18 protein-coding genes are annotated in these 21,882 nt (G+C 69.5%); 5 read left to right on the top strand and 13 right to left on the bottom strand.

Translation table 11 applies throughout. From position 1 onward, the window contains the following. Window positions 1–809 (bottom strand): IPT/TIG domain-containing protein (locus tag NK1_RS15480; protein WP_218023122.1); only part of this gene is annotated, 809 nt, incomplete at its 3' end. A 563-nt stretch (window positions 810–1,372) separates the two neighbouring features. Between NK1_RS15480 and NK1_RS15475 the strand changes: the two genes are divergently transcribed. Next, window positions 1,373–2,362, top strand: a complete 990-nt coding sequence (locus NK1_RS15475; RefSeq protein ID WP_063009287.1) for a hypothetical protein — start codon at window positions 1,373–1,375, stop codon at window positions 2,360–2,362. 84 nt (window positions 2,363–2,446) lie between these two features. Here NK1_RS15475 and glpX read toward each other — a convergent pair whose 3' ends face one another. Next, window positions 2,447–3,493: a class II fructose-bisphosphatase gene (gene glpX, locus NK1_RS15470; RefSeq protein ID WP_063009285.1), complete on the bottom strand. Its 1,047-nt coding sequence runs from the start codon at window positions 3,491–3,493 to the stop codon at window positions 2,447–2,449. A 184-nt stretch (window positions 3,494–3,677) separates the two neighbouring features. On the opposite strand from glpX, the gene NK1_RS15465 reads away from it, so the two are divergent. After that, entirely contained in the window at window positions 3,678–4,241 is a 564-nt protein-coding gene (locus tag NK1_RS15465; RefSeq protein ID WP_245660537.1) for a DUF4245 domain-containing protein, read from the top strand. Window positions 4,242–4,286: 45 nt separating this feature from the next. Here NK1_RS15465 and NK1_RS15460 read toward each other — a convergent pair whose 3' ends face one another. The 4 genes from NK1_RS15460 to NK1_RS15445 all read right to left on the bottom strand — a co-directional run bounded on the left by NK1_RS15460 (window position 4,287) and on the right by NK1_RS15445 (window position 7,025). Beyond that, the gene (locus NK1_RS15460) at window positions 4,287–4,631 is read right to left on the bottom strand and encodes a VOC family protein (RefSeq protein ID WP_063009281.1); all 345 of its coding nucleotides are present in this window, start codon (window positions 4,629–4,631) and stop codon (window positions 4,287–4,289) included. Window positions 4,632–4,633: 2 nt separating this feature from the next. Continuing rightward, window positions 4,634–4,861 carry an exodeoxyribonuclease VII small subunit gene (locus NK1_RS15455; protein ID WP_036505013.1) on the bottom strand — a complete coding sequence of 76 codons (228 nt, stop codon included), beginning with the start codon at window positions 4,859–4,861 and terminating at the stop codon, window positions 4,634–4,636. Next, complete coding sequence (gene xseA / locus NK1_RS15450; RefSeq protein WP_218023123.1) at window positions 4,858–6,105, bottom strand: exodeoxyribonuclease VII large subunit; 1,248 nt, start codon at window positions 6,103–6,105, stop codon at window positions 4,858–4,860. The genes NK1_RS15455 and xseA overlap by 4 nt, the downstream gene beginning before the upstream one ends. Window positions 6,106–6,221: 116 nt before the next feature. Beyond that, window positions 6,222–7,025: a lipid droplet-associated protein gene (locus tag NK1_RS15445; RefSeq protein ID WP_063009279.1), complete on the bottom strand. Its 804-nt coding sequence runs from the start codon at window positions 7,023–7,025 to the stop codon at window positions 6,222–6,224. Window positions 7,026–7,164: 139 nt separating this feature from the next. On the opposite strand from NK1_RS15445, the gene NK1_RS15440 reads away from it, so the two are divergent. Continuing rightward, window positions 7,165–8,172, top strand: a complete 1,008-nt coding sequence (locus NK1_RS15440) for a 4-hydroxy-3-methylbut-2-enyl diphosphate reductase (protein WP_063009277.1) — start codon at window positions 7,165–7,167, stop codon at window positions 8,170–8,172. A 153-nt stretch (window positions 8,173–8,325) separates the two neighbouring features. Here the strand turns inward: NK1_RS15440 and NK1_RS15435 are convergent, their stop codons facing one another. Both NK1_RS15435 and NK1_RS15430 read right to left on the bottom strand, forming a co-directional pair. Beyond that, entirely contained in the window at window positions 8,326–9,204 is an 879-nt protein-coding gene (locus NK1_RS15435) for a DUF6542 domain-containing protein (RefSeq protein ID WP_063009275.1), read from the bottom strand. A 58-nt stretch (window positions 9,205–9,262) separates the two neighbouring features. Further along, a complete protein-coding gene (locus NK1_RS15430; RefSeq protein ID WP_063009273.1) occupies window positions 9,263–10,399 on the bottom strand; it encodes a DNA recombination protein RmuC in 1,137 nt (378 codons plus the stop codon). Window positions 10,400–10,519: 120 nt separating this feature from the next. On the opposite strand from NK1_RS15430, the gene NK1_RS15425 reads away from it, so the two are divergent. Next, window positions 10,520–11,692, top strand: coding sequence for an exonuclease SbcCD subunit D (locus tag NK1_RS15425; protein ID WP_063009271.1), 1,173 nt, complete (start codon window positions 10,520–10,522; stop codon window positions 11,690–11,692). A gap of 22 nt (window positions 11,693–11,714) precedes the next feature. Next, window positions 11,715–15,191 (top strand): AAA family ATPase, encoded by a 3,477-nt coding sequence (locus NK1_RS36050; RefSeq protein WP_063009269.1) that lies wholly within the window; start codon window positions 11,715–11,717, stop codon window positions 15,189–15,191. On the opposite strand, the gene NK1_RS15415 is transcribed toward NK1_RS36050, so the two are convergent. The 5 genes from NK1_RS15415 to NK1_RS15400 form a co-directional block, all read right to left on the bottom strand. Beyond that, a complete protein-coding gene (locus tag NK1_RS15415) occupies window positions 15,192–16,694 on the bottom strand; it encodes a carboxylesterase/lipase family protein (protein WP_063009267.1) in 1,503 nt (500 codons plus the stop codon). It abuts the gene before it with no gap. A gap of 87 nt (window positions 16,695–16,781) precedes the next feature. After that, complete coding sequence (locus NK1_RS15410; protein ID WP_063009265.1) at window positions 16,782–17,309, bottom strand: methylated-DNA--[protein]-cysteine S-methyltransferase; 528 nt, start codon at window positions 17,307–17,309, stop codon at window positions 16,782–16,784. Next, on the bottom strand, window positions 17,306–18,946 hold the full coding sequence (locus NK1_RS15405; protein WP_157104285.1) for an AlkA N-terminal domain-containing protein: 1,641 nt from the start codon (window positions 18,944–18,946) through the stop codon (window positions 17,306–17,308). Before NK1_RS15405 ends, NK1_RS15410 begins: the two co-directional genes overlap by 4 nt. Before the next feature lie 278 nt (window positions 18,947–19,224). Next, window positions 19,225–19,404 (bottom strand): YbdD/YjiX family protein, encoded by a 180-nt coding sequence (locus NK1_RS36325; protein WP_084460999.1) that lies wholly within the window; start codon window positions 19,402–19,404, stop codon window positions 19,225–19,227. A 107-nt stretch (window positions 19,405–19,511) separates the two neighbouring features. After that, window positions 19,512–21,806, bottom strand: a complete 2,295-nt coding sequence (locus NK1_RS15400; RefSeq protein WP_063009263.1) for a carbon starvation CstA family protein — start codon at window positions 21,804–21,806, stop codon at window positions 19,512–19,514. Window positions 21,807–21,882 lie beyond the last annotated feature (76 nt).

Here is a 21,882-nt window from a genome sequence, read left to right as displayed (position 1 = left end):
CCGGTGAGGACGACGGTGGTACCGCCGGTCACCGATCCCGCCGTGGGGGTGACGGTGGTCAGGGTGGGCACCGCGGCGTAGGTGTAGGCGACCCCGTTGCTGGTACCGCCCGAACCGGTAACGGTGACCTGCACGGTGCCGGCCGCGTGGGCGGGGGCGACGGCGGTGATCTGCGTCGGCGAGTTCACGGTGAAAGTCGTTGCGGTCGTGCCGAACCGGACGGTCAACGGACCGGTGAACCCGGTGCCGGTGATCGTCACGTTGTTTCCGCCCGCGGTGGGACCGGCGGTCGGGGAGATGGCGGTGATGGTCGGGACGACGACATAGACGTAGGTCACCGGATTGCTGGTACCGCCCGGACCCGTGACCGTCACGGAGACGATTCCGGTACCCGCGGGGGCGACGGCGGTGATCTGGGTGTCGGAGTCGACGGTGAACGAGGTGGCCGGAGTGGCACCGAAATTCACCGCTGTGACTCCCGTGAGGCCGGAACCGGTGAGGGTGACCGTCGTTCCGCCCGCGGTCGACCCTTGGCTGGGGCTGATGCCGCTCAACGCGGGGACCGCGAGGTAGGTGTAGGTCACGCCGTTGCTGGTGCCTGCCGAGGTCGTGACGGTGACCTGCACCGGACCGACGGATCCGGAGGGAGCGATCGCGGTGATCTGCGTCGCGGAATCGATCGTGAAAGTCGTTGCGGTAGTGCCGAATCGCACGGTGGTGGGGCCGGTAAACCCGGTCCCTGTGATCGTGACGCTGGTTCCTCCGGTTGCAGGGCCGGACGTCGGCGAGAGGGAGGTGATGGTAGGCACGGTATTTGCCTCCTGACTGCTGTGATGGGCAGCGCGGATAGCTGCCCGAATTGCTCTGTGTTTCCGCTACTTCAATTAACGTCCGCGAAACACGTCGTGGGACGGTCTGCTCGGTTCGTTTTCGTCCGTTATCGGACTCGTCTTCCGGTTCCAAGATCAGAAAGCGCCTTGTGCCGCAGGGCTTTTCGGCGCCCAGTGTGACCGTGCTCCGAGTGGTCGACCGAGCGGTGTAACCGTGGAGGATGTGGAAAACGGACGAAAACGGATAGGAGATCCGTTGCTGCCCAACGGTGTTAGGGGGCTTAATGGAAAGCGGGCCACCGATCGAGTAAGGCAACCACCCGGTATGCGGAGACGCGGATCATCGTGTTCGCCGTGGCCGGAAAGAGGACGCAGCTCGTCGTGGTCGTGATAGGCGGGATCGGTAACGGCATCTCCAGCACTTGTGCCGGCGCGGTACCGGCTTCCAGTCGGTTGCCGCACGCGTCGGCGGCCCGGCGTTAGCCGCGGTCGTAGATCGAGCCGCCGCGGGGGCGGTGGTTTCAGGGGTAAAGGGGGTTTCCTTGGCTACCGTTCTGAAGACGCTGCTGGCGCAGCGGCATCTGACCAGCCACGCGGACTTCCTGGCCGCGTACGACACCTGCGCCGCACGACTCGACCCACCCATCCCGCCCGGCTACGGGCCGGCGAAGACCCAGTACTACCAGTGGCTTTCGGGCAAGATGGTCGGGCTTCCGCGCGACTACCACTGCCGGGTACTGGCCGAGATGTTCCCGGGCTGGACGGTCGAGGGTTTGTTTCGGACGGCGGGTGCCACATCGCTCGGCAGGGGAGCACACGACACGGATCCCGCGACCGACGTCGAACTCGAGGCCTTCCTCGGAGCCGAGATGTTCACCAGCGGCGTCACTCTCGTGTACCCGGCATTCGAGCTACCGCTGCGATCGGCGCGCGCACGCCGGGCGCTCGCGGCGTCCGATCGGTATTCGTTCGAGCGGAAGATTCGCGCAATCGCGGCCGACCACCGCTCGGATGTGCTGGCGGCCTTGCCGGAGAGGGAGTTTCGCGGGCTGCTGTACGTGCTGTCGATGCTCCAGCGTCATGCCGGTTTCTCGGCCGACGTCCGCAGCGATCGCGAGGTCGTCGCGCACGGTGAGCGCCCCTACATCAGCTTCGGTCTCACCGGCAACGCGTGCACACGAAGGTATCTCGACAACGCCGACCGGCCGCTGTTCGATCTCGACGGCCGCGGTCGTCGCATCGAACAGGTGGCGTTGGCCGACGGCAGCCGATACGGCTCGCGTGACGGCCACAGCATCGGTGTCATCGCGCGCGCGCGACCGGATCCGGATCTGCAGCCCGGCCGATACCGGATCTTCTGCGCCGGCTTGGGACCGCGCGGAACCACCGGCGCCGGTTGGTATCTCGCCCACTCGTGGGGTCCGTTGCAGCGCCAAGCGGGTGATCGCGAGTTCGTCGCCGTCGTCGACGTCGATGACGGCTCCGACGAGACCGCCCGCCTCGAGTACCTGATGATCGAATCGGCGCGGTGAGCCACATGCCCCACCGCCGCGCGATCCCTCCCCGGAGCCCCTCGAGGCGGCCGAAACCCCGCCGCAGCGAAGCGAAGGCAGAAATTACGGCAGCGGCGGAATCGCGTCCTCGTCGCCGACGAAGTCGACCGAGGCGTATTCGTGCAGCTTGGTGAGGCGGTGGTAGGCGTCGATGATGCGCACGGTGCCGGACTTGGAGCGCATCACGATCGACTGGGTCGAGGCGCCGCCGCTGTAGTAGCGCACGCCGCGTAGCAGGTCGCCGTCGGTGACGCCGGTGGCGGAGAAGAAGACGTTCTCACCGGAGACCAGGTCCTCGGTGGTCAGGATGCGGTCGAGGTCGTGACCGGCGTCGAGCGCCTTCTGCTTCTCGGCGTCGTCGGTGGGGGCCAGCCTGCCCTGCAGCGCGCCGCCCATACAGCGCAGCGCGGCCGCGGCGATGATGCCCTCGGGGGTGCCGCCGATGCCGACCAGCATGTCGGTGCCCGATTCGGGGCGGGCGCAGGCGATGGCGCCGGCGACGTCGCCGTCGGAGATCAGGCGGATGCGCGCACCCGCGTCGCGAACCTCCTGGATGTGGCGGGCGTGGCGGGGCCGGTCCAGCACGCAGACGGTGAGGTCGGAGACCAGCGAATTCTTGGCCTTGGCGACCCGGCGCAGGTTTTCCGCGATGGGGGCGGACAGGTCGATCACATCGGCCGCCTCCGGGCCGACCGCGATCTTCTCCATGTAGAACACCGCCGACGGATCGAACATGGCGCCGCGTTCGGCGACCGCCAGCACCGAGATGGCGCCGGGAGAGCCCTTCGACATCAGCGTGGTGCCGTCGATCGGGTCGACGGCGAAGTCGACCTCGGGACCGGTCCCGTCGCCCACGGCCTCGCCGTTGTAGAGCATCGGGGCTTCGTCCTTCTCGCCCTCGCCGATCACGACGGTGCCGCGCATGGAGACGGTGGCCACCAGTTGCCGCATGGCGTCGACGGCCGCCCCGTCGCCGCCCTCCTTGTCACCGCGGCCGACCCAGCGGCCCGCGGCCATCGCACCGGCCTCGGTCACCCGGACCAACTCCAGTGCGAGGTTGCGGTCCGGGGCCTCGCGCCGGCGACTGGTTGCGGGTGTGGGTGCCGTCATGACGGTGCCTCCTCGAGTTGTGTATTGCTGCGTGAATTGTCGCAGAACGGTCGGATCCGCCATTCAGGTACTGCTGTTCCACTTCGCGGGAAGAGCGTCCGCGCCGGTGGGGACGGCTGTGATGTCGGCCTCCCGGCCCGAGGGCGAGGCTCGGCGGATTCGGCGGCGCGTGGATACTTGGGTCGTGTCGCAGAAACCACGCATCCTCAACGACTACCGGGATCTGATCTGGTCGCTGATCCCGCTGGTACTGATCTGCGTGGTGCTGGCCGCGGTGGCCAGCCAGTGCAGCTTCTCCGCGCACGGACCCACGCCCGGTCAGGTGCCGAACTTCGACGTCCAGTCGGCCTTGCACGACGACGCGAAGGCGCTGCCGTTCCCGATTCGCGACCCCGCGGTGCCGGCGGATTGGAAGGCCAATTCGGGCAGCCGCGACACCGTCACCGGATCCGGCGGCGGCACCGTCAGCACGGTCGGTTTCATCACCTCCAACGGCACCTACCTGCAGCTGAGCCAGAGCAATGCGAGCGAGAGCGCGCTGGCCGCCCACGTCGTCGACACCCGCAGCCCGTCGGGGTCCCGGATGGTGGGCGACCAGAAGTGGACCGTCTACCACGTGCAGGGCAGCGAGTCGGCCTGGATCTCGGACTTCGGGCAGAGCCGCGTGCTGCTCAAGGGGGCGGCCGACGAGGCGGCCTATCTGACGCTCGCGCAGGCCGTGGACGCCGCGGCCCCGCTGCAGCGCTGAGCGCCGCGACAACTTCGAGCCCGGGCTACAGGCCTGAGCGCGGGTTCAGCGGTGGCTCACGACGTTGACCACCGTGCCGTCCGGATCGCGGACGAAGAACCGCCGCACACCCCACGGCTCGTCCCGCAGCGCGTAGACCACGTCGGCTCCGGCCGCGACCATCGCCTCGTGCGCGGCGTCCACATCGGCGACCTCGACGCTGATAGCCGGCTGCGGGTCCTCGGCGTCGGCGCCGATCAGCAGGATCTGCGCGGTCGGATTGCTCGGCGAGGCCAGCCCGACGGCCCAGCCGAGATCCATCACCTCGTCGAGGCCCAGCGCCCGATAGAAGGCGCGGGCCCGTTCCATATCGGCGACCCGCAGATCCGGGACGACGCGACGGATATCCATGTTCAGTCCTGGTCTCCGCCGCGCCGGGACAGGGCGTCCTCGACCCGCCGGCGGGCTCCGGCGAGATGTTCCTCGCACCGGTTGGCCAGTGCCTCGCCGCGTTCCCACAGGGCCAGCGAATCGTCGAGGTCCATTCCGCCCTGTTCGAGCATCTTCACGACGTTGACCAGTTCGTCGCGGGCGCGTTCGTAGCCGAAGGTCGCGATTTCGGTGACATCGCTCTCGGTCATGACGACTCCTCCTGTTCGGATGCCGGTGCCGGCCGGTCCGTAACCCGCTGGGCCGGTATGGGATTCGCGAGGGCCTGACTGCCCAGGGCCGCGGCGCTGATCGCACCGTCGGCGACCCGGATACGCAATTGCGTGCCCGGCGGGGAGTCGGCGACGGTGCGGACGACGTGGCGCTCCGTACCGGTAACCCGTTGCACGACAGCGTATCCGCGTGCCAGGGTGGCGGCCGGACCCACCGCGGTGAGCTTGTCGCGCAGATGGCGCGCGGTGGTGGCCTGGCTGGTGAGGCAGTGGTCGACGGCGCGATGGGCCGCGGTGCGCAGCCGCTCGATCTCGTCGTGGCGCTGGTCCAGAATCCGCAGCGGATCGGCCAGTACCGGGCGCGAGCGCAGCTGCTGCAGGGCGCGCGCCTCGCGATCGACCCAGCCGCGCAATGCCGCGGCCGAACGGGCGCGCAGTTCGCGGACGCCCGCGAGTTCGGCGGCGGCGTCGGGAACCAGGCGTTTGGCCGCATCGGTGGGGGTGGCCGCGCGCAGGTCCGCGACGTAGTCCGAGAGCGGATTGTCCGGCTCGTGCCCGATCGCGCTGACGATCGGGGTGGTCGCGGAAACGATGGCGCGGCAGAGGGTTTCGTCGGAGAACGGCAGCAGGTCCTCGACACTGCCACCGCCGCGTGCCAGCACGATCACCTCGACCTCCGGGTGATCGTTCAACTCGGCCAGCGCGTCGAGGATCTGCGGCACCGCGGTCGGGCCCTGCACGGCGGTATTGCGGATCTCGAAACGCACCGCGGGCCACCGCTGCTGGGCCACGGTCACCACATCGTGTTCGGCGGCGCTGGCGCGACCCGTGATCAGGCCGATCACCTTGGGCAGGAACGGCATCGGCCGTTTCAGCCGCGGATCGAACAATCCCTCCGCGGCCAGCAGCGCCTTCAGGCGTTCGATGCGGGCCAGCAGCTCGCCGATGCCGACGGGGCGAATCTCGGTGACGCGCAACGAGATCGTGCCCCGGCCGGTGAAGTACGACAGTTTGCCGTAGACCACCACCCGGCTGCCCTCCTGCAGCGGGACGGCCGAGGCGCGCAGCAGTTGCGGATCGCAGGTGATCGACAGCGACATGTCGGCGGCGGTATCGCGCAGCACGAGGAACGCGGTGCGGGTGCCGGGGCGCAGATTGATCTGGGTGATCTGGCCCTCCACCCAGACGCTGCCGAGCCGGTCGATCCACTGCGCGACCTTCATCGCGATGGTGCGCACCGGCCACGGCTGTTCGGCCGAGTTGGCGGGGCGGGCAGCAGAACGCGCCGGCTCCCCGGAGGCTCGTGCCCCGGCGGCCGGCGCGTCGGCGTGTGAGTCGGTCACTTGGCCTGCACGGTGGCGATCCGGTTCGTCAGCATGGTCACGAACGGCGCCCGGTCCAGGGTCTGCTGCTCGTAGGCCAGCAGTTCGGCCAACTCCTCGGCGCTGAGCATGCGCAGCCGGGCCCGTAGCTGAGCCAGCGTCATATTCGCGTAGTCGTACCGGGCGGCGACCTCGGGCTCGACCACTCCCCGCGGTTCCGCCGGCGCCGCGGTGCCGGGGTCGCCCGTGCCGGGGTTATCCGTGCCAGGGTTGCCCGTGCCGGGGTTGTCCGTATCCTCGCCGGTCGTTTCGATGGAGTTCGTCCCCGTGGCGGCATCGGCGGCGGTGGTCTCCGCCGTGTCCGTTTCGGCGGTGGCCGCTTCCGTAGTGTCCGATTTCGCAGTGTGAGATGCGGCATAGCCGTTCGTCGCCGAGGGAGTGACCGACGCCGTAGGTTCGGGGACGCCCGCGGCCGGGTCGGATTCGGCGAACAGATCGAAGCGGCTGAGCCGGGCGGCGAGATCGCGGTCGCCCCGCGCGCCGAAATCGCCGCTGCCGAACGGTTGCTCGTCGTCGAGGTCCTCGTCGAAGGTGGCCCATTCCGGCTGCTCCACCGGGCGATTGGCCAGCCGGTCGAAGACCTCGTCACCCTTGAGGGCGAGGCTGGTCACGAACTGCTGCAGATGCATCGAGGTCTGCAGCAACTGGCTGATCGCGGTGATCGGCAGATGGATTGCCACAGTGGGTAACCGGCGAGTTTCCTCGAGGGCGTAGACGGCGGCCCCAGCGGCGACCCGGGCCAGGTAGGGAGGTCGGAACATGTCCCTAGCCTGCCCGAAACGGCCGGTGATGCAAAGAACAGAGTTCACGTGTTCCATTGTCGCGCGTCCCGCCACACCGCCGTACCCGCGGTTCGCGGGCGGGACTTTCCCCGTCGGCCGGCGCACGTAAGCTGTGAACATGTCCTCGGCTATCCCCCTGAATGTCGGAATCGCCCGGTCGGCCGATGCGGCCGGTGCCGGCGCGGGCAAGCGGGTGCTGCTCGCCGAACCACGCGGCTACTGCGCGGGTGTGGACCGGGCGGTGGAAACCGTGGAGCGCACCCTCGAGAAGCACGGTGCGCCGATCTACGTGCGCAAGGAGATCGTGCACAACCGCCACGTGGTCGAGACCCTGCGCGAGCGCGGCGTGGTCTTCGTCGACGAAACCGACGAGGTGCCCGAGGGCGCGGTGGTGGTCTTCTCCGCGCACGGCGTGTCGCCGGCGGTGCACGAATCCGCGGCCGCCCGAAATCTGCACACCATCGACGCGACCTGCCCGCTGGTGACGAAGGTGCACCAGGAGGCCAAGCGCTTCGCCCGCGACGACTTCGACATCCTGCTCATCGGCCACGAGGGCCACGAGGAGGTCGAGGGCACCGCCGGTGAGGCGCCCGACCACGTTCAGCTGGTCGACGGCCCCGACGCGGTCGACGGCGTCGAGGTGCGCGACGAGAACAAGGTGATCTGGCTGTCGCAGACCACGCTCTCGGTGGACGAGACGATGGAGACGGTGCAGCGGCTGCGCACGCGCTTCCCGAATCTGCAGGACCCGCCCAGCGACGACATCTGCTACGCCACCCAGAACCGTCAGGTCGCGGTGAAGGCGATGGCGCCCGAATGCGATCTGGTGATCGTCGTCGGCTCCCGCAACTCCTCCAACTCCAGGCGGCTGGTGGAGGTCGCCCTGAACGCGGGCGCCCGCGCCTCCTATCTGGTCGATTTCGCCCGCGAGGTCGACCCGGCCTGGTTCGAGGGCGTCACCACCGTCGGTGTCACCTCCGGCGCCTCGGTTCCCGAGATCCTGGTGCGCGGCGTGCTCGACCTCCTCGCCGAACACGGCTACGGCGAGGTCCAGCCCGTCACCACCGCGAACGAGACCCTGGTCTTCGCCCTCCCGCGCGAACTGCGCACCACCGGTCGCCGCTGATTCTCCGTCGCTGCATCTCCAGGTTTCCGCGCGGTCGCGGAAACGCTTGGGGCGCAACGGTAACGGCTCGCCGCGGCGAGACGATGAGTGGGCGTGGGGATTTCGGGGATGACCGCTGGAGCCGTAACCGGTTCGGCGCCCGCGACGTTCGGCTCAGCGGTCGCGGTAGCGCACGTTCGGCCGCGGATGCGGGGGCACATCGCTCGGCGGCTGCGGCCGGCCGCGGCGGGGCTGCGGTTCGGCGACTCGGGTGCGTTCCGCGGTCCTGGTGCGTTCACCGGTGCGGGGGTAGGACGCGGCCGCGGCGACACGCGGCGGGCGTTCGGCCACCTTGCCGCCCGTGCGGCGCGCCGCCCGTGCGGGTTCCGGCTCCGCGGCTCGCTTGGCCGTCCCGGACCCGCGAGCGGCCGAATCGCCACGCTTGGGCGCCTTGGCCGATTTGGTGGCCTCCGCACCGCGCTTCTGACCGCGGGAGCTACGCCGCAGGGTCTCGCCGCCGGCGGCTTCGCTACGAGCGCGACGCGCACGGCCGGCGGCCGAACGCGGATTCCAGCTGTCGCTGCCGCGTTCCCGGGTGGGACGCGCGGTGGTGTCGGCGTTGCGGTACAGCCATACCCGCACGGCGCCGACGCCCAGCACCAGGACCGTCGCCAGCGCCATGGTCGGGAATCTGTTCACCAGCGGAATCGCCAGGTTCAGCAGAATGTCCTTCACCGAGGTCGAGCTGCGCCCGATCAGCTGCTGGTAGGCCAGCGGGACGGCGATGAACAGCAGTAGCGGCGGGGTCACCATGGTGGTGAACAGGCCGCGATAGCGCACCACGCATGCCGCGATCACACATCCGATGATGTAGAACGCGGCGAACACATGGGTCAGCTCCTTGCCGCTGTTTCCGGAGTCGATGAAAAATCCGATGAAAGTGCACGCCACCGCGATCAACACCGCGGCGCCGGCGGGGATGCCGGGCACCGACGGGACGATCGAGAGGTGCGAGGCGGGTACATCGGATCGCTCGCGTTGGGTAGCTGCCACGTAAAGCACACTATCTGCCGCGGCCGGAACGTGTGTCGAGGCCGGGCTGCTGCCGGAGTTACTCGTTGGTGTCCGAGAAGCCTACCGCGCGCGGCCACGACTGGACGGGAGCAATTGCCGGTACGGCGCGATCGCCGATGTCGAGATCGTGCAGCCGGCGCGCGGTGACCATCACGCGCGACTCGATCGAGGCCACGGTGTGGTTGAAAGCGTCGACGGCCTTACCGAGTTGGGTGCCGAGCTTGTCGAGATGGCTGCCCGTGGTGGACAACCGGGTGTAGAGCTCCCTCCCCAGTTGCTGAACAGTTGCCATGTCTCGCGAAAGCGCCTCCTGCCGCCAGCCGAACGCGACGGTGCGCAGTAATGCGATCAAGGTGGTCGGTGTAGCGAGAATCACGTTGCGGCCGAATGCGTATTCGAGGAGGCCGGAATCGGCGGTCAGTGCGGCGTCGAGGAACGGATCGCCCGGGATGAACAGGATCACGAATTCCGGGCAGGGATCGAATGCCTCCCAGTACGCCTTGCCGGCCAGCTGGTCGACATGCGCGCGCAGGTGTTTGGCGTGCCGGGCCAGATGGTCGGTGCGCCGGCGCGGATCCGTCTCCCCGGTGGCATCCAGATAGGCCGCCAGCGGCACCTTGGCGTCGACCACCAGTTGGCGGTCACCGGCCAGCCGCACCACCAGATCGGGGCGGATCAGGCCGTCGCGGCCGCTCGCGGTGACCTGCGTGTCGAAGTCGCAGTGTTTGGCCATCCCCGCCAGTTCGACGACCCGCTCGAGCTGGATCTCACCCCAGCGGCCGCGCACCTGCGGCGCGCGCAATGCCGACACCAGCTCGCCGGTCTGGGTGGACAACTGCTGGGAGATCCGCTGCATCCCCGCGACCTGTTCGCGCAGCCCGGAGTAGGCGTTGATGCGGTGGTGCTCGACCTGTTGGATGTGCTGGTTCAAACTGCCCAGGGCCTCGCGCAGCGGTTCGACCAGGGAGCCGATGGCCTGCGAATTGTGCCGTGCCGCATCCGCACTCGCGGCGCCGAGCGATTGCCGCAGCAGCTGTTCGTTGTCCCGCAGCGCCGCGAGCCGAGCTTCGGCCGTGGCCGCTCGCTGCCCCGCCCGGGCGGCATGCCCCAGCCAACCGAGGCCGGCCCCCGCGCAGAACACCAACAACAACGCGAACAGCATCGATGCGGTCATGGCCCAGATAGTGCCCCATCCCACCGACAAGTTCGCGGATCCCGGCAATTCTCCAGCATCACCCGTCGACACGCCGAAGCGATTCAACCTTGTCGGTGAGATGGCTTAGCCTCTTCCCACATGCGGATGCTGCATACCTCGGACTGGCACATCGGGCGCACCTTTCACGGTGTCGACCTGCTGGCCGATCAGGCGCGTGCGCTGGAGGCGGTGGCGGAACTCGTGGCCGCGGAGCAGGTCGACGTGGTCGTGGTACCGGGTGACGTCTACGACCGGTCGATTCCGAGCGCGGACGCGATAGCGGTGTGCAACAAGGGTTTCGAGGCGATCCGCGCCGCGGGGGCGACGATCGTCGCGACCTCGGGTAATCACGATTCACCCACCCGGCTGGGCGCTCTCGGCAGCTTCGCCGCCGCGGGCGGGCTGCATCTGCGGACGTCGGTGGCGGAGGTGGACCGGCCGGTCGTGCTCACCGACGAGCACGGACCCGTCGCCTGCTACGGCATCCCGTACCTGGAGCCCGAAATCACCCGCGCGGAACTGGATGTGCCGCAGGCGCGTTCGCACGCCGAGATCCTGGATGCCGCGCTGGCCCGTATCCGCGCGGACCGGCAACGCCGTGGTGATCCGCGCACCGTGGTGCTGGCACACGCGTTCGTGGTCGGTGCCGAGGCGACCGGTTCGGAGCGTTCGATCGCGGTGGGCGGGGTGGAGACCGTTGCGCTGAGCGCCTTCGAGGGCATCGATTACGTCGCGCTGGGCCATCTGCATTCGCCCCAGACGTTATCGGAGTCGGTGCGATATTCCGGCTCGCCGCTGCCGTATTCGTTCGCGGAGCGGTCACATCGCAAGGCGGTGTGGATCGTGGATCTGGACGCCGGCGGGCTGGCATCGGTGCGGCGCCACGATCTGCCGGTGGTACGGGGGCTGCGTCAGCTGACCGGCGTGCTGGACGAGCTGCTGGCCGCGCCCGAATATGCCGACGCCGAGGACGATTACGTCTCCGCGGTGCTCACCGATCACGCCCGTCCCGTCGATGCGCTGCGCCGGCTGCGGGAGCGGTTCCCGCACGCCGTGCACGTGGAATGGTCTCGCCCGGAGGGCAACGCGCAGCTGCGCTACCGCGAACGGGTACACGGACGCCGCGACAGCGAGATCGCGCACAGCTTCCTCAGCGATGTGCGGGGTGAACCGACGGCGGGGGAGATGGCGCTGATCGAGCAGGCGCTGTCCGCGGCCCGGCGCGAACCCGCCGCCGAAGTGGTGGCAGCCGCGGCGGAGTTGTCGGCATGACCGACGCCCGGGCGGGTCGCGCATGAGGCTGCATCGGCTGGAGCTCACGGCTTTCGGCCCGTTCGCCGAGACGGCTCGGGTCGATTTCGACGAGCTCGGCGCCGACGGTCTGTTCCTGCTGCACGGTCATACCGGCGCGGGGAAGACGACGGTGCTCGACGCGATCGCGTTCGCCCTCTACGGCCGGGTGCCGGGGGCGCGCGGTGAGAGTAAGCGCCTGCATTCCGACCACGCCGATGCGCAGACCGCGCCGCGGGTCGTGCTGGAGGCGACGCTCGGCGGCCGCAGGCTGCGCCTGACCAGATCGCCGGAGTTCGAGCGGCCGAAGAAGCGCGGCACCGGTATGCGGACCGAACAGGCTGCGGCGACGCTGGAATGGCTGGACGGGCGCGGACAACATCTGTCGCGCATCCCCGATATCGGCGACGAGGTGAGCCGGCTGCTGGGAATGAGTGCCGATCAGTTCTTCCAGGTGGTCTTGCTCCCGCAGGGCGACTTCGCGCGCTTCCTGCGCTCGGACAACGAGGATCGGGAGAAGCTGCTCGAGCGACTGTTCGACACCGAGCGCTTCGGCACGGCCGAACAGTGGCTGGCTCAGCGGCGGCGCGAGAGCGGCGCGCAGCTGGACATTCACCGCCAGAGCGTCGACCGCTTGATCGCCCAGGTCGCGATTACCGCGGGCCTGGGCGCCACCGAAGCCGTCGGCCCGCTCGAGGCCGTGGAATGGTCACAGCAGCTCCTCACGCAGGCCCGCGCCGAGGCCGAGCGTTCGGCAGCGGAACTGGCTCGCTGCCAGCAGCATTCGGCGCTCCGGCAGTCCGCGGCCGAGGAACATCGCCGCGTACAGGAGCGCCGCGAACGTGCCGCGATCGCCCGCCGACACCTCGACGACTACACCGCCGGCGCGTCCCATCGCGACCGGGTGCAGGCCGATCTGGACCGCGCCCGCCGCGTCGAACCGGTGGCGGCCGCGCTCGCCGACGCCCGCACCGCTGCCATGACCCTGCGCCGCCGCACCGACGAAGCCCGCGACCTGGCCGAACGCCTCGCCGCCCGCCTGCTCGAACCGGAATCCGCCGAGCTTCCCGGAACGACCTGGGCCGCAAGTGATCTCGCCGTCGCCGAACTGGTGGATACCGAGTTGGCCGAGGAACTGTCGGCCATTCCCGAGATCGGCCGCACCGACGCCGGCGAAGCGCATGCCGGGGAGTCCGCGGGGGACAGGCGTCGGGTTACGCCGGTCACAGTGGCAACCGACCCAGGTGACGCCGAAACAACCGACGACGCAACACTGTTCGCTCTCTCTGGACCTCCGCCGGAGGAGCACGATGCGGTGGACGAGGCGGTCGAATTGGAGTTGTTCTCCATCGACCTCGTCCGCCCCGCACCGGCGCCGGAGCCACGCGGTGACCGGACTCGCTCCGGTGCCGGCGCGCAGAGCGAGGACGGCGGCCCGCGCTCGGCGGGCGACGGTCCGCATTCGGTGGACGACAACCCGCGCCGGGCGGACGACACTGCGCACACCACGACTCCGCGCGGTCTCGACGCCGCCGTCCAACGGTGGTCGGCACACATCGGCTCCCTGGAGGAGGTCCGCGCCGACGCGGAGAACGCCGTCCGCCTGACCACCGAATTGGCCGGTCTACGAACGGAATACGCTGCCGCATCTCGCGAGCTGGAACAACTGGCGCAGCGCAGGGAGCAGTTGCCGCAGGCCATTCGCTCGGCCGAGGTGGCGCTGCGGGAGGCGGCGGATGCGCGGGCAGCGCTGCCGGGCTTGGAACGCGAATGCGAACGCACGCGCGCCGCGGCGGAGGCGGCGGTCGAGCTGGTGGGCGCGCGGAAGGAATTGTCCACGGCCACCGAGGCATTCGAGCGGGCCCGCGCCGCGCACGCCGATGCGCGCGAGCGCACCCTCGATATTCGCGAACGCCGTCTCGCCGGCATGGCGGCCGAGCTGGCGGGTGCGCTCGTCGAGGGGCAACCGTGCAGCGTCTGCGGTTCCGGCGACCACCCGGCCCCCGCCCGGCCCACCGCCGTCACCGTCGCGAAATCCGACGAGGACGCGGCGGTTCAGGCGGAACGCGACGCCGAACAGCTCCGCGACCGCGCCCTTACTCGCCGCACGGAACTGGAACGACGGATCGAACTGCTCGTGGAGCGCGGCGGCGACGGCGACCACACGGAATTGGCCGCCGCCGTGAACGCGGCGACCGAACAGTTCCGGTCCGCGCAGCAGCAGGCCAGCGCCGCCGCCGATCGTACCGCCGAGGTCGAGCGGTTGCGCACCGCCGAAACCGAACTGCACACGCGCCTGCGGGAACTCGAAAGCCGAGGCAGCGCCGTCCAGGAACGCATTCTGTCCGCCGATCGGCGGCTGGCCGAACTCACCGAGCGAGTCCGGGTCGCCGCCGGCGCCGACGGCACGGTGGAGCGCCGCCGTGCCCGCCTGGAAGCGCTCATCGCCGACGCCACGGATCTGCTCACCGCCCGCACCGACGCCTCCGCCGCCGGCGATCAGTTCGCCGACCTCGCCCGCCGCGTCGAACACACGGCCCGCGCCGCCGACCTGCAGGTCGCCGCCGAGCCGCAGCCGGAACGCTCGGCCTCGGATGCGCCCGACCACGCGGTGCTCGCGGCCTACGCGCAGGTCGTCGCGGCCGCGACCCGGACCCCGCAGCAGCAGACCGAGATGGAGGCCGAGCTCGTCGCGGCCGACCGCCGCCGCGCTCACGCCGAAGCGGTTCTCGCCGAACCCGAGGTCCGGGCCGCGGCCGACGCCGAAGCGGTGAACCTCACCGAGGTCGAGGCGGTCGTGGCCGAGGCGCGCCGCGCGCTGGACGCCGCGGTCGCCGCGCACGCCGAAAGCACCCGCCGCGTAGCCCAACTCGAGGAACTCGGCAGTCAGCTGTGGGCCGCGGCCGACCGCATCGCACCGCTACAGCAGGCGCATACCGAACTCGAGGGGCTCGCCGACGTGGTCGCGGGACGCGGCGCCAACAACCGCCGCATGTCCCTGCGCTCCTATGTGCTCGCCGCGCGGCTGGAGGAGGTCGCGCTCGCCGGTTCGGCACGCCTGCGGCGAATGTCGGGCGGCCGCTACGAATTCGTCCATTCCGATGCGGCCGGCCCGCGCGGCCGCCGCGGTGGTCTCGGCCTGGACATCCGCGACGACTACACCGGCGCCGTCCGTCCCGCGAAAACACTGTCCGGTGGCGAAACCTTCATGGCCTCGCTGTCACTGGCTCTCGGCCTCGCCGATGTGGTCGCGGCGGAATCCGGTGGCCTGGTCCTGGACACCTTGTTCATCGACGAGGGATTCGGCAGTCTCGACGCCGACACCCTCGACGCCGTGATGGGCGTGTTGGACGAATTGCGTTCGGGCGGAAGGGTTGTCGGTGTGGTCAGCCACGTCGACGAGATGCGCCAGCGCATCCCCAGCCGCCTCCACGTCATCCGGGAACCGACCGGCTCCCGGCTGCGCACGATCGTCGCCTGATCACGCGCGGCGCAACCAGCTGCCCGATTCGCGCAGTGCCCGCAGCTCCGCGGCGTGCGGATCCGGCACGGTGGTCGAGCTCGGGAAGTCGAACCTCCGCACCTGCCGGTCGGTTCCGAACGGCGCCCAACCCGGATCGCCGTGCGTCGCGAAATCGACCCAGGCCCGGTGGATTTCGTCGGCCAGTGGCTGCGGCGGGTTCGGTCCGGTCAGCGGATGTGCCTCGGTAAGTTTGTCGAAGACGAACGGAATCTCCAGCACGTGACAGGCGCCGAGGTCGGGAACCTCACTGCGCCAGCAGAATTCGTACACGTGCGTCGGCGCCCCGGCGGCGGTGTTGGCGGCCGCGATGCGCATCGAATCGTCGCGGAAGACCATATCGGTGATCACGGCCGCGAAGAGGTCGGCGGATGTGGCCTGCGGCCGCTGCTCGGCATACACCTCCACCACGGCGGAGTCGACGCCGTAGCGCGACAGCACCGGCCCCAGCGTCTCCTCGGTGAGCGTGGCCGCGATGCCGGTCGGAAAGGTGAAGAACCGGAATTCCTCGGCCGTCCAGCCGATGATCAACGGCACCGCGTGGCCGGTGGAGCGCTCCAGCACATCGACGGGCCGGTCCTCGATGAGTTCGCCGTCGATCACCGGGAAGAAACTCAGAATCCCGAGACCGTTGTCGATGATCGTGCGGCCCCACCGGTTCGGATCCGGATCGGTGATCAACTCCAGCGCCACCGCGTCCTGCGCGGTCCGCAGCCGGTCCGGCCCGAGTTCGCCGAAGGCCGCGGCCGTCGGCTCGATTCCCAGTGTGCGAGCGAGGTTTTCGGCGACCTTGACGGCGTCGGCCGCCTCGGCCACCGCGGATCCGTTGCCACTCTGCACGATCGCGCGGCGGAACAGTCCACGCGCCGGCGCGGCGGTCAGCAGGTCGACCACACTCATCCCGCCGGCCGATTCGCCGAAGACGGTCACCGTGTCGGGGTCGCCGCCGAACGCGGCGATATTCTCGCGCACCCAGCGCAACGCGAAGATCTGATCGTGCAGGCCGCGATTGAGCGGTGCGCCGGGCACGGCGGCGAAGCCGGAGATCCCGAGCCGATAGTTGATCGACACCACCACGACCCCGTCGCGGGCGAAGGTGCTGCCGTCGTACATCGTGCGGGCGTTGGAGCCGCGGGTGAAGGCACCGCCGTGAATCCAGACCATGACCGGTAGACCGGATCCGCCGGCCTCGGGCGTCCACACGTTCAGATTCAGGTATTCGTCACCGGGCAATCCGTCGCTGCCGATCAGCGCGTGGATCGGTGCGGGATACGGCGATTGCGCACAGGTCGCGCCGTAGGTCAGCGCATCGCGCACGCCGTCCCATTCCGGGACCGGCCGCGGCAGATCGAATCGGGCCGGGCCGACGGGCGCGGCCGCGTAGGGGATGCCGAGGAATGTACTCACCCCGTTCTCGGTGGTGCCGCGGACCTTGCCACCTGTCACCGACACGATCGTTTCCATGCAGAACTCCTTCGTCGTTCCGCATTCTGCCCGCCGGACCGACTGTTCGGCACGAGTTCGGTGCGCCGGATCCGAGGCGACCGGAGCTCAGCGCGTGAGCTGGGCCTTGTCCTCCGCCGCCCGCTCGTGGGCGAGCAGCCAGCGTTTGCAGCCCAGCCCCCAGCGGAAGCCGCCGAGCGAGCCGTCCGTACGCAGAATCCGGTGGCACGGAACGAACAGCGCGGCCGCATTGCGCGCACACGCGTTCGCGGCGGCGCGAATCGCCTCGGGACGGCCGGACCGGAGCGCGAACGCGGTGTAGGTGATGGGCGCGCCGGCCGGTACCGCCCGCAGCACCGACCAGGCGTGTTCGAGGAAGGGACCGGACACCTGCCGCACCGCCACTCCGTCGATGGCGTTCAGCTCGCCCTCGTGATACCGCTCGACGGTGTCGGTGAGCTCGTCGAGGGCGTCGTAGCGACGCAGCGCGGCCGGTCTCAGTTGCGGATGGACGAGGTCGCGCAGCCCCTCCGCATCGGCGGTCCAGCCGGAGGCCAGGACCGCCCCGTCGGCATCGGCGATCACGGTGAACGGCCCGATCGGGGTCGGGACCGTCGCGTAATCCGCGGTGGTCATCGCCGTGCGCCCAGATAGGCCGTGCGACGGCCGGCATCGGCGGCAGCGGCTCCGGGACGGGCGCCGTCACCACGACGGTCGAGTGCGGCACGGGCGGGCGCGGGCCGGGTGGCGTCGTCACGCCCGGCGGGGTATCCGCCGGTGCGTGCCAGTGCCGCTCGCGCGGTGGCGGCCCCGGCCACCGCGGTGCGTTCGGAGAGCGCGCGCTTCCACAGATGCATCGACAGATACGACCGCCACGGCGCCCATCGCGACGTATCGGTGAGATCGATCCCGTACTGGGCCGCGCCCTGCCGGACCACGAGGTCGGTATGCAGCAGGATGTCCGGGTCGGCGAGCAGGCGCATCGTCACGTAGTCGGCCGTCCACGGGCCGACCCCGTCGATGGCGAGCAGATCGCGGCGTACGTCGGCGGCGGTCCGGCCGGCGTGCAGTCGCAGGTCACCCGAGGCGAGTGCGCGGGCGGCGCCGACGATCGAGGCGGTCCGCCGGGCCGGTCCGGTCAGCACGTCGGCGCCGCGTTCGGCGATGGCCTCGGCGGTGGGAAAGAGCCGAGGCATCGGGCCGTTGACGTTCTCGCCCAGCGCGTCGACTAGGCGGGCGGTGTGCGTGGTCGCCGCCGACACCGAGATCTGCTGCCCGATCATGGTGCGCAGCAACAACTCCGAGCCGTCCAGGCAGCCGGGCACGCGGATACCCGCGCCGATCGCCGGCGCGCCGGGCCCGAAGCCCTCGGTGAGTGCGGCATCGATTCCGACCGGATCGGCGTCCAGGTCGAGCAGATGCCGGATCCGTGCGACCGTCGGCGCCAGATCGCGCATATCGTGCAGCGCCAGACTCGCGCGCACATGGCCGGGGTGGATGCTCGCGCGCACCGTGGCATGTCCGTGCGGGGTGCGCAGGCTGCGCGTGTAGACGCCGTCCTCCCAGCTCTCCAGGCCGGGGACCGCATGCGCGGACAGGAACCATTCGAGCCAGCTCGCGTCGAGCGGTTCGCGATAGGGCAGGCGCAGGGTGAGGGCACCGTTGGTGGCGGGCAGTGTATCGCCGCGCAACCGCCGCGCCTCCTCGCGCAAGACCGTCGGGCTCACCACGAACACCTCGCGCACGGTGTCGTTGAACTGCCGGATGCTGGCGAAACCGGCCGCGAAAGCGATGTCGGACATGGGCATTCGCGTGGTCTGAATGAGCAGCCGGGCGGTGTGAGCGCGATGGGCGCGAGCGAGGGCGAGCGGACCGGCGCCGAGTTCGGCGGTGAGTACCCGGGTCAGTTGCCGCTGCGAATAGCCGAGTTTGTCGGCCAGGCCGGGGACGCCGCTGCGTTCGATCACTCCGTCGGCGATCAGCCGCATCGCCCGCGCGGCCAGATCGGCACGGGTGTTCCACAGCGGTGAGCCGGGCGCGGCATCGGGCAGGCATCGGCGGCAGGCGCGAAATCCGCTCTGCTGCGCGGCGGCCGCGGTGGGGAGGAACGTGACATTCGTACGCTTCGGAGTGATAGCAGGACACGATGGCCGACAGTAGATTCCGGTGGTGCGCACCGCCGTGACGAATTGCCCGTCGAAACGGGCATCGCGGGTGGCCACCGCTCGATAACAGCGCTCGAAGTCCAGACCGTTCACACTCACGCAGTCCACCTTGTCAGCCCGAGGCCGCCTGCGCTAGCGGGAATCAGACAACTACCCCCGAGGGACAACGTTTCAGCGACATAGCTGTGCGCTATCAATGGTCGGTCAACTGAGAGCAGCTGGGTATAACCGCCGCAAAGGGCCTATTCCGCAGCGTCGCAAGGATTTCGGGTCGGCCGGAGTCGCCGGATGAGTTGCGCGGGGTCGGTCGCAGATCACATGCGAACGTTGCGACGGCCGGCTGCCACATCGACCCCCGGCCGCCACCGATCAGTGCCGCAGCGAGCTCAGCAACACCGGGTTCCGGGATTGCGATCGGCTGCGGCGTGCCGCTCTCGCCAGTACTCGCGCTCGCTCGGAATCGGCCGATCGGGATGCCGGCGGCGAAGATGTTCCACATATCGCGGATAGTCCTGGCCGCCGAGCACCGCGTTCAGATAGCGGGCGCCCGCACGGACCGCACGCAGCGGCGCCCGGAGGACCGCGGCGGTCCGCCGGTGCGTTCTCGCCGCGTCCGGGGCGGCGGACAGGGCCGGCGCGGCCCCTGCCGCGCCGGAACCCTCGAATTCGCTTGTCAGGAAGCCGGTTCCGGAGTCGACGCGTGCGCTGCTCCGGGGACTTTCACCGCTCCCGTGCGTTCCAGTTCCTCCCATTCGCGCTGCACCTCCTTCTCGGCCTTGGTGGTGAGGAAGCCCGACGGCCCGAAGATCTTCGACGGCACTTCCGGAGTCTCGGTGGTGGCTCCACCACCGCGCCGCACCGCCTGCACGCACACGATCACACCGACCACGGCCACGATCAACACCAGCACCGCGAAGATGATCGACAGTGAGCCCTGGATGAACGTGTTGCGCACGACCTTGTCCATATCGGCCATGCTCTTGGCCGGCGCGAGCACCTTCCCGGCGTCACGCGCGTCGCTGTAGATGCGGTGCTGGGTCCAGTAGCCGATGTTCTTGTCGCCGGAGAAGATCTTCTGCCACGAGGCCGTCATGGTGACGATGAGATCCCAGATCAGCGGTAGCGCCGGAATCCAGGCCCACTTCCACAGCCCCTTCTTCATCACGATCACCAGCACCACCGTCAGCGCGACCGCGGCCAGTAGTTGGTTGGCGATGCCGAACAGCGGATACAGCGTGTAGATACCGCCGAGCGGATCGGTGACGCCCATCAGCAGCACCGAACCCCAGGCGGCGACCACGACGAAGGTGCACAGCCAGGCTCCGGGCCGCCAGGACGGATCCTTGAACTTGCGGGCCGGTCCGCCGAGGTTGCCGAGCGTGTCCGACAGCATGAAGCGCGCAACGCGGGTGCCGGCATCGATGGTGGTCAGGATGAACAGCGCCTCGAACATGATCGCGAAGTGGTACCAGAACGACTTCATCGCGGCACCGCCGATGAAGTTGTGCATCACCTCGGCCATGCCGACGGCCAGTGTGGGCGCGCCGCCGGTGCGCGAGTAGATCGCCTGTTCGCCCACGTCGTGGGCGGCCTGGTTCAACTCGTTCGCGGTGATCGGTGTCCCGCCTAGTCCGAGGGCGTTGACCTTGTCCGCGGCGGCCTGGGCGCTGGTGAGGCCGCCGGTGTTCATCGCGAAGTACAGATGCTGGTCGAGAATGCTGGCGGCGATGATCGCCATCACCGCGACGAACGACTCCATGAGCATGCCGCCGTAGCCGATCATCCGTGCCTGCGACTGCTTTTCGAGCAGTTTCGGCGTGGTGCCCGAGGACACCAGGGCATGGAATCCGGAGAGCGCACCGCAGGCGATGGTGATGAACAGGAACGGGAAGAGGCTGCCCGCGAACGCCGGACCCTTGGAATTCCCGGCGAACTGGGAGACGGCGGGCGCGTGCAGCACCGGCATGGTGATCACCACGCCCAGCGCCAGTAGCACGATGGTGCCGACCTTCATGAACGTCGACAGATAGTCGCGCGGCGCCAGCAGCAGCCAGACCGGCAGCACCGAGGCGATGAAGCCGTAGATGATCAGCATCCACGCGATGGTGGTGCCCGAGAGGGTGAACAGATCACGGCCCCAGCCGGATTCCGACACCCAGCGCCCGGAGACGATGGCCAGCAACAACAGCACGAATCCGACGACCGAGATCTCGCCGACCTTGCCGGGCCGCACGTAGCGCAGGTACAGACCCATCAGCAGCGCGATCGGAATCGTCATCGAAATCGAGAACACACCCCACGGGCTGCCGCCGTGCAGTTGCCCGTCGGCGCCCTTGGTCGCGGCGAGCGCGTTGACCACCACGATGCCCAGGACGGCCAGCAGAATCACCATGATCACCAGCACCGCGATCAGCGCGGCGATACCGCCCACCACACCGAGTTCGTCGCGGGCCATCTGCCCGAGACTGCGGCCGCGGCGCTTCACCGAAGCCCACAGCACCAGATAGTCCTGGACGGCGCCCGCGAGCACCACGCCGATCACGATCCACAGCGTGCCCGGCAGATACCCCATCTGCGCCGCGAGTACCGGCCCGACCAGGGGCCCGGCGCCGGCGATGGCGGCGAAATGATGGCCGAACAGGACCCGCCGGTCCATCGGCATGTAGTCGGTGCCGTTCTCCAGTTCCTCTGCCGGAGTGGCGGTGTCGTCGCGCGGCTTGGTGATCTTCCATTCGATCAGCCGGGCATAGAACTGGTAGGCGATGATGTAGGTGCACACCGCCGCGATGACGATCCATACCGCGTTGACGTTCTCGCCGCGGGCGACGGCGAGGATCGCCCAGGCGACCGCACCGAAGACGGCGATAGCCGCGAAGATCGCCTTCTTGGCGGGCGTGATCGGCCGGCGGTCGACGATCCCGACGGGAGGCAGCTCCGGCTCGGTTCGGAGGTATTCGATGGTCGCCATGCGAGCTACTCTCCCGTGCTGGTCTAGGTCCGATCGAAGCGGAGCTTCCGTCCGGACATCAGGTGGAACTGACTCA

Source organism: Nocardia kruczakiae NBRC 101016, assembly GCF_001612965.1.
GTDB lineage: Bacteria > Actinomycetota > Actinomycetes > Mycobacteriales > Mycobacteriaceae > Nocardia > Nocardia kruczakiae.
The sequence above is the reverse complement of the archived record's forward strand: the minus strand, read 5'-3'. Positions and strand labels throughout refer to the sequence as shown.